The organism is Flavobacteriales bacterium (genome assembly GCA_026129465.1).
Classification (GTDB): Bacteria; Bacteroidota; Bacteroidia; order Flavobacteriales_F; family PHOS-HE28; genus PHOS-HE28.
Genome location: JAHCIA010000001.1, coordinates 3,219,061 through 3,228,212, shown reverse-complemented (window position 1 = coordinate 3,228,212; position 9,152 = coordinate 3,219,061). Strand labels below are relative to the sequence as shown.

5 protein-coding genes are annotated in these 9,152 nt (G+C 63.8%); all 5 read right to left on the bottom strand.

All coding sequences use genetic code 11. The annotated features are described in order from the left end of the window. Positions 1-3: 3 nt before the first annotated feature. Complete coding sequence (locus tag KIT10_13640; GenBank protein MCW5900304.1) at positions 4-1,716, bottom strand: hypothetical protein; 1,713 nt, start codon at positions 1,714-1,716, stop codon at positions 4-6. A 77-nt stretch (positions 1,717-1,793) separates the two neighbouring features. After that, entirely contained in the window at positions 1,794-2,543 is a 750-nt protein-coding gene (locus tag KIT10_13635) for a response regulator (protein ID MCW5900303.1), read from the bottom strand. Further along, positions 2,540-5,641 carry a histidine kinase gene (locus tag KIT10_13630; GenBank protein ID MCW5900302.1) on the bottom strand — a complete coding sequence of 1,034 codons (3,102 nt, stop codon included), beginning with the start codon at positions 5,639-5,641 and terminating at the stop codon, positions 2,540-2,542. The genes KIT10_13635 and KIT10_13630 overlap by 4 nt, the downstream gene beginning before the upstream one ends. Before the next feature lie 92 nt (positions 5,642-5,733). Next, positions 5,734-7,833 (bottom strand): hypothetical protein, encoded by a 2,100-nt coding sequence (locus tag KIT10_13625; protein ID MCW5900301.1) that lies wholly within the window; start codon positions 7,831-7,833, stop codon positions 5,734-5,736. A gap of 14 nt (positions 7,834-7,847) precedes the next feature. After that, on the bottom strand, positions 7,848-9,152 hold the full coding sequence (gene der, locus KIT10_13620; protein ID MCW5900300.1) for a ribosome biogenesis GTPase Der: 1,305 nt from the start codon (positions 9,150-9,152) through the stop codon (positions 7,848-7,850).

Sequence of the window (9,152 nt, the reverse complement as noted above, 5' to 3'; positions counted from 1 at the left end):
GGCTCAGAAGCGTATCTCGAGGCCCAGCAGGCCGGTGTCCTCGGTAAAGGAGGGGATCGACGGATCACGCGACCGGTTCACCTGATGCAACAGCTGAAGGGAGAAACTGAAGCGCTCGGATGCGGCGTAGTTGGCGTCGAGGCCCAATTGCCAGGTGTTGCCGGATGTGCCATCAGGCAGGGTGTTCCACAGTGTGATGTTGCGCAGCCGGGTACCCAGCTTTTCCTTCAGCCATTGCCGCCCGCCGTTGATCTGGAACCCTGCACTGGAGGTGCGCCCCACGAAACTTTCCGTGCCGCGGTGGATGGGCCCGCCACCGAGTGAGGCAGCCCATTGCTTCCAACCGCGCGTATAATTCAACTCCAGGTGGGTGCCGGTCAGCTGCGCACTGTTGGTGACGCCCACGGTGAGGTCGTTCAGCGCGAAATGGTTCGCGGTGAGATGCACGGTGTGCGTGCCGGTGGCTCGGGCGTAGTGCAGCCGCGGCTGCACCAGGATGTTCCGGCTCACTTGCCGCAGCAGGGCGGTATCCTGAACGGTGGCCCGCTGCGGCTGCTGCGTGATGCCGAAGTTGCTGAAGTTCACCAGCATGCCGAAAGCATTACCGCTCGCGTAGTTCAGCCCCACATTGCCGATGATGCGCCGTGCCGTGCTGGTGCGCTGCCGCTTCACATTGTTCTGCTGCCAGCCTGCCGTCAAGTTCATGTTCAACTTGTTCTTCAAGAATGCGCTCACGGCCGTGCCGGTCACCTGCTGCACGTCGTTCTGGAAGAAGTAGGCGCCCATGCTCTGGTAATCGGGATCCACAAGGCGGTAGGACAACTTATACCGCGCCCGAGGCCGACGCAGGCCCAACGCGGTCTCCAGCGCGAGCAGTGCGGCGCTGCTGGTGCGCGAGGTGAACAGACCACCCAGCGTGGTGGTCACAGCCGGGTCCACATCCGCCACGGGGGCGCGCGTGTCGCGTGTCCAGGCGCTGGTGGCCGCGTCCACTTCCCAGGTAAGCCGCTCACTCAGCCTCAGTTTGGAAGCCAGGCCGATCACCAGGTTCTCCGCAGGCGCCAGGCCGGTGGACACGGGATCGGGGATCGAGCGCGCGTCATCCTTCCCGCGCAGCATCACCACGTCAACGAAGTGGCCATCCCGCCCGATCCCCACCTTCACGGCGTAGGCACTTCGCCGGAAAGAGGGTATCGGTACGGCACTGAGGAAGGCCGCCGGGTCGTAGGTGGCGGTGGTATCCTCGCGCACCGCCTTGCGGAAGCGGCCATAAACGAAGCCGAAACGGAACCTGCCCGGATCCAACTCCACACCCGCCATCAAGGCACGATGACCGGCGAGCGTGAAGCGCGAAAAGTGCACGTCGCGGTAACCAAGGTGAAGCTTCACCCATTTGTAGTGTGGACTCAACCCGAACTGGTTGAAGGGCTGCTGGAACTCGCGGTGCTGGTCGCTCATGATCACCAGAAAGGGAAGCTGCACCCCTTGCACGCTCATGGTGGGCGTGCCACTGATGGTCCAGTAGAAGGGGGTGCGTCTCGGGTCGATGCCCTGAACCGTGTAGAAGCCGAGTTGGGCACGCACGCCCGCGTTGAAGCGCACCGGTTGCAACTGCCCCACGGTGCCGATATCCTGTGCTCTTCCGGTGCGCGGCAGCACCAGCGCCAACAGCAGGGGCAGCGCCTTGCAGGGGATCGGAAGCGCGCGGGGAGACATGCTCCAGTGAAGCTATCCGGGTGCCTCGCCCCGATCGGGGCCGATCGCGTGATCGGGCGTTGCGATCGAGCGGACGATCAGACCTGGAACACCTTCTGGAATTCCTCGCGCCTGCTTTTTGCGAGAGGGACGGTGCTTCCATCGTCCATCACCAGATAGCCGCCGTCGGTGCGCACGTACTTGCTCAGGTGCGCGGGATTGATCAGATGACTCTGGTGGCTGCGGAAGAAGCCCAATGGCACCAGCAGTTCGTCCAATTCACGCAGGGTGCGCGAGAGGAGCATTTTACGGCCACCACAGAGAAGGATGCGGGTGTAGTTGCTGTCGGCCTCGCAGCGCACGATGTCGGTGGTGCCGATGAACTCCACACCGTCGCGCGTGGGTACGGCGATGCGCGGGGCACGCGCACCTTCCGGCCCAACGTTGTGCAGGAGCAGCTTCACATGCTGGCCGCGCGGCTCGGCACCCAGGCGGGCCAGGGCCTTGTCCACGGCCTCCTTCAGTTCGGCGGGCTGCACGGGTTTCAGCAGGTAGTCGGCGGCACTGAAGCGGAATGCGCGGATGGCGAAGGCGTCGAATGCGGTGACGAAAATGACCTGCGCGCGCAGCGACCCGAGCTTCTCCAGGACCTGGAATCCGTCCATCCGCGGCATTTGCACATCGAGGAAGACGAGATCGGGATCATACTCCCGCACGGCGGCGATGGCCTCCGGGCCGTTGGTGCAATGCGCCACCACCTTCAGATCCGGACAGTGGTGCTCCAGCTCGAGGCGCAGCGTTTCGCGGCTGTGCTTCTCGTCGTCCACGATGATGGCGCGGTGGATCATGGTGTGCCGGTTTCCAAGGTAATGGGGATGTGCACGGTGATACGGGTTCCTGCGGCGGCGCCATCGGCGTGGCGCAGGTCCTCCACGCGGGCAGTGACGCCGAGTCCCAGGGCCTTCGCGGCCAGCTCCATGCGTTCGGCGGTGATGCGCATGCCGAAAGAACGCTCGCGCGCCCCCTGCCCCTGCTTCAACTCCTCGGCTTTCGCGCGCCCGATGCCATCGTCCTCGATCTCACAACGCACATGCTCACCTTCACCCGTCACGGTGACACGCAGCTCACCATGCCCCTCCTTGTTCATCAGGCCGTGCCAGATGGCGTTCTCCACGTAGGGTTGAAGCAGCATGGGTGGCACCATGATGGCATCGGGGTCCAGCGCGGGGTCCACGTCGAAGCGCCAGCCGAACTTGTCCTCCAGGCGCAGCGCCTCGATCTCCACGTAAAGGCGAAGGGCCTCCAGTTCATCGCGCAGCGGTACCAACGGGCTGCGGCTGTTGCGCAGGATGGTGCGGATGAGCTGGGCGAAGGTGCCGAGGTAGGCCGCCGTGCTGCGGGGATCCTTGGTGAGGGCGTAGTACTTGATGGAGTTGAGGCTGTTGAAGAGGAAGTGCGGGTTCATCTGCGCACGCAGCGCCTGCATCTCCACCTCGGCCAGGCGGCGCTGGATGGCGGCCTTGCGGCGAATGGTCCCTATCCGCGCACGCACCAGCAGCACGGCCGCGAGCAGGAGAAGCAGCGTGGCGGTGATCTGGAAGAGCGGCGTGCGATACCACGGGGCCTGGATGGTGATCGCCAGTGATCGCACGTTGCCCATCATGCGGCCGTTCAGCGAGGAGCGCACCTGCAGCGTATGCGCACCAGGTGGCAGGGCAGCGAAGATCAACGAACGCTCCACTCCGAGGTCGCTCCAAGCCGTGTCCAGCTCCGGCACGCGGTAGTGGTAACGATGGTCCATCGGGAAGCTCATGTCGATCGCCGCGAAGCCGATACGCAATGGCTGTTCGGCCCACGGCAGACGGATCCCCTGGCCGCCGGTGGAAGATGCTTCTAACGTCAATGGACCATTGGCACCGAGGATGTGGGTCCATTCGATCGGTGGTGGTGCACCGGGTGCGAGCAGTTCGCGCGTATCGAAGACCTGGATCCCGGGTTCACCCTCCACGCCGATCATCAGGCGGCCGTCGCGTGTGACGAGCAGGGCGGCATCGAGTGACTGCAGCGTGGCGATGCCGTCGTGCTGGGTGAAGCGCCGGGTCTCGCCACTGCGCGTATCCAGCATGCCGATGCCGAAGTCCACGGCCCAGATACGGTCCTGTGTGTCGATCACAAGGTCCTGCGTGGCCTCGAGGGCCGATGCTCCACCGAGCCCCGGCAGGTGTTGTGCGAATCCGCCATCGGCATCCACCGCTACGCTTCGCACGCCCGCCATCGCGCACGAGAGCCACATACCGCCTCGGCTGTCGCGCACTATGCCGCGGATGCGGGGCTCGGTGAAACCGTTGCGACCCAAGGGGTCGTGACCAAAGTTGAAGCACGACCCGGTGGCGGGATCCAGCACGCTGAGGCCCCTGAGCGTGCCCACCCAGATGCGGCCAAGCGTATCCTCCGCGAGGCCGCGGATGTCCAGGTCGCTGATGAGCGAGCCTGGGTCGTCCGGCGCACGGCGGTGATGGGCAATGAGCCTTCCTCCGGCATCGAGCCGGAGTACGCCCGCGTCAGTGCTGCCCGCCCAGATCAGGCCATCGCTATCCTCAAAGAGCGCACGAACACGGAAACCGTCCAGCACGTTCACCCGAACAATGGCACGGGATGTCCGCTCCATGCGGTAAACACCATGCCGGCCGGCAATCCACAAGGTGCCCTCGCGGGTCATCAGCAACCGGTCGATGCGGGGGCTGCGGCCAGTTGGTTCGCGTGGCAAGTCGATCATCCGCCATGTGCCATTGCGGTCCATTCGCAGCAGGCCAGGGCCGTCGTAGGTTCCCACGTACAGACCACCATCACGATCATCCTCAACCAATGCCGATACCCAGATGGGCGACACCTCCACCACACCGTCGTCCGGGAACCCATGGAACACACTCCGGTGCCGGGGCCGCGAGAGTTGGTAGGCCCCCAGGTCGGTACACAGCAACGTGGTACCGTCACGAAGGGCCAGAGGAACGCGGACGGCCATGCCAAGCTGTTCGCGCGCACTGCCTTCCAGCGGATGCCGCGCGAAGAAGCGGCTTTCGCGCGTGTCCAGCACCATCATACCGGCATCCAGTGTGCTCACCCACAGGCTGTGTGTATCCCGTGCGCAGAAGTGTGCGGTGAAGGAGGCGGGATAGCCATCGGGGCGGACATAGGTGATCGGCCCACCGCCACCGTTCAGCAGATCATAGCGCACCACACCGAGACCCCAGTGCGAGAGCCACAGCGAGCCGTCATGAACGATGGAATGTCCGGCGCTATAGGGAGTGCCGGGAACAGGATGCGGCAGGGGAAGCCACTCCCCGGTACCGGGAGTGTAGGTGTACACCGCATCCGCTGCCACCACCAGGAGACGTTCCGGATCACCCGGCCAGGGATGCACCGCCCTGACATCACCCCAGGTGGCCGGTCCGTGCGGATCAGGCGAGCTGTCCAGGTCCTTCAGACTGAAGAGCCCTTCATTGGTGGCGAACCATCGTCTGTGATCCTCCCCGGTGAACACCTGGTTGCATCGCGGCCAAACATCGCCAACAGGACCTGCGATGCGCACGGCCCTGCGCTCGCCCAGGAGGAAAGCGCAAGGGCCGTTCTCGGTGGCCAACCACATCAGGCTGTCGCCCTCGATCGAAAGGTGGGTGATGGAGCGGCCTGCGATGGTGGATGGATCCTCCGAATCGTGGCGGTAGTGCGTCACGTCCACCCCGTTGGTAACGAGCAGCCCGGCCCAACTGGCGAACCACACGCGTCCATCGGCATCCTGAACGGCGGTATACAATGCGCGGTCGGAAATGCCGGGCAGATGCCGCACGCGCAGGAAAGGGTCGCTCGCGGGCAATAGCCCCTGCTGTGCCAGAACGGTAACGGTCCATGCCATAAGCAAACAGGGCAAAACGCGCAGCAAGTGCATGATCCTCCGAAGTTCGTGCTTACTCCAGCGCACCATCGTGGCCGATCGAGCGATCGGAGTCTCCGATCGCGCATCACGTCACGGGCCAGGACTTAAGGCTCTCGTCCGATCCGGACCAGCTGAAGTATGGGAATTTGTGCCTTGGCCCCATCTATCACCACTTCCAAGCCGGCAGCATGCAGGGCTTCCACGCGCTCTCGCCCAATATGCAGTACGCTTTCTAGGCTTATGCGATCCACGGTCGATGTCATGATCCTCCGCTGGAGGTCGGAACCCGAACCGGATATCTCCACGTCGAAGGTACCTCCTTCGATCAGCTTCACGGGCTCCGAGCAGCGCAGGTCGATCCGGAACACATCCTTTCCGGCGAAGTCCCAATGGAAGGGAAGCGTTCTTCCCTCAGCACGAAATCCGTCGGGTACCACATGGCGCACGAGAGCGGAAAGATCCAGGGCGAAGGTGCTGTCGTCCACGGGGGTCAATCTGTCCGACAGATCGATGGAGGCCCGGGCCCGGACTCGGTAGGGCGGATCGGAAGCCAGGTCAACTTTCCAATCCAAGGTCTTGTGCCCATCGCCGGGACGCCAGCCATAGAGCGGATCCACCGTGCTGTCGATGGGCAGCCCCAAGAAGGCCGCACGTCCCAGGGTGCTGTACTGCCCACTGAGGAAGACCATCACCTCGCCATGCGCCGCGCCTTGCTCCGGGTCCACCTCGATGACGTACTCCACGCCACGCACGTTGGCGGCGACATCGCCCTCCGGCAGGTCCACGAAAACGGCGGGGCGCTCCAGGTCTTCCAACAGGATGTCCAGGTCCAAGTGCAGTGCGGCGGTGCCCTGCCAATAGAAGGGCAACTCATCAGCGTACCAGCCCCAGCGTGTGCGCTTGGGATGCAGCACATGGCTTTCATACCGGTCGCTCACACGGAAGACGAATTCGCTGTCCCATAGCGGTGTCAGATAAGTCTCCGTCATGCGGCCTATGCGTTTGTCCAGCACGTAGGCCGTGGCATGTCGCAGGCGCAGCAGGTTCACCAGCTTGCTGTACATGTCATACCGGCTTATGTCGCGCAGCCGCCCCTCGCGCACCTGTTCGCCGATGCGGGCGTTGCGGCGGTCCATGTCCAGGTACCACAGGCGATCGTCCTCGTAGGTGAAATGCTCCGCGATATGGTCGTGGATGCGGGCCATGCGGCGGGCAGGCAGGCTGTCCGGCACACCGGCGGAGACACGGCGCGCGAAGTCCTTCACGTACTGGTTCTGCTTGTCGGGGATCCGCTTACGCGACACCTGCCGCCACCAGAAGGCACGTGCTTCACGGTGGCGTACCACCTGCATCCAATAGGGGTTGGGGAAGGAGATGCCGCTGAGTCTGTCGCGCCGCCAGTAACGGAAGTCCTCCGGCTCCATGCGCATCACCAAGTGTGGCAGGTCATCGGCGGGCCGCGCGTTCACCTCGCTCATACATCCGGGCAGATCGTGATGCTCCCAACGTGCGGTCACTTCGTTGCCTTTCTCGATGCGCTCATCGGGCGGTGGCCCCGTGATGGCCAGCCCATGCTTCAGGTTGAAAAGAACCTCCACCTGTTGGCGGCGGATCGGCAGATCGCCATGGAAGAACACGCGCCAACTGGTGAGCCGCGCCCAGTTGTCCACCCACTCCAGACCACGCCAGCCCATCGTCGCCGGCCAGTTGTAATCGTAGGGCAGCATATACTTCCAGTGGAACTCCACCGTGTCTCCGGGTGTTATGTCCTGCACGGCGATCACCTGGCTCCAGGCCTTTTCGATCGTGCGCAGTGTGCGCAGCTCATCCTGCTCCGATCGCTGGACCACCGGGAGATCGAGCCAAGCGCCATCACGTTTCACCCGCGCATGGAACAGGTCCAGGCGCATATTGAGCCAGCGCGTGCGTGGTGCTCCATCACGCAGGTGCCAGGGATCGAAGCGGCGATCGTACGGGGGGTCCAGACTTTCGGGCAGGACCACCGTTCCGTGGGTGGCGATATCCTCTGGACCGGTGAAGTGGACCACGCGACGCCGCTCGAAGAACACCGCGAGGAACTGCGGCTTCACATGGCGCAGGCGGATGGACAGCTGGTCGTCCAGGATCTCGCTGGTCCCCGAACGTGGGACATCGTCCCATTGGGCGCGCAGCGGATGCATCGCCGTTGCGCACAGCACGACCATCAGAAGGAGGCACCTTACTTCTTGCGGAAGAACAGCCGGATGGGCACGCCTGTGAAGCGCCAGTGCTCGCGCAGGCGATTCTCGAGGAAACGCTCGTAGCTGGGCTTGATGTACTGTGGCAGATTGCAGAAGAAAACAAAGGTCGGCACGTGCACAGGCAGCTGCGTGATGAACTTGATGGTGACCTGCTTGCCCTTGTACATGGGCGGCGGCTGCCGCTCGATGATGGGCAGCATCACATCATTGAGTTGGCGCGTGGGGATGCGCCGCTTGCGGTCCTCATGGACCTGCATGGCCGCTTCCATGGCCTTCAAAAGACGTTGCTTCTCCTGCACGGAGATGAAGAGGACGGGCACGTCGGTGAAGGGTTCGAGCCGCTGCTTCACCTCGGCCTCGAAGGCCTTCATGGTGTTGGTCTCCTTGGCGACGAGGTCCCACTTGTTCACCAGCACCACCACGCCCTTGGCATTCTTGAGGATGATCGACAGGATGTGCAGGTCCTGTTGCTGGATGCCTTCCTGGGCGTCGAGCATCAGCAGGCACACATCGCTTTCCTCGATGGCGCGCACCGAGCGCAACACGCTGTAGAACTCGATGTCCTCATCCACCTTGGCCTTGCGGCGGATGCCCGCGGTATCCAGCAGCATCACATCATGCCCGAAAACATTCCAGCGCGTGTTGATGGGATCGCGCGTGGTGCCCGCCACCGGGGTGACGATGCTCTGTTCCCGGCCGAGCAGGGCGTTCACCAGGGATGACTTGCCCACATTGGGCTTGCCTACGATCGCGAAACGCGGGATATCCGCCTCGGGTTCTTCGCTGGGCTTGGTGAAGGTCTTCACCACGGCATCCAGCAGGTCGCCGCTGCCCGCACCGCTGACAGCCGCCAGCTCGTGCACCTCTCCCAGGCCCAGGCCATAGAACTCGGCGGCCCCGAACCCCATGTCCGGCGTGTCCACCTTGTTCGCGGCGAGCACCACGGGTTTGCGCGCCTTGCGGAGCATTCCTGCGATGGCTTCGTCGAGGCCGGTGATCCCGCCCTTGACGTCCACCAGGAACAGCACGGTGTCAGCCTCCTCGATCGCGAGTTCCACCTGCCGGCGGATCTCACCCTCGAACACATCATCGCTTCCGCTGATGTACCCGCCCGTGTCGATCACACTGAAGACCACCCCGTTCCATTCTGCCTTGCCGTAGTGGCGGTCGCGTGTGGTACCTGCCGTGGGGTCCGTGATGGCCTCGCGGCTTTCCACCAGCCGGTTGAAGAGCGTGCTCTTGCCCACGTTGGGCCGGCCGACTATGGCGATGATGTTGCCCAT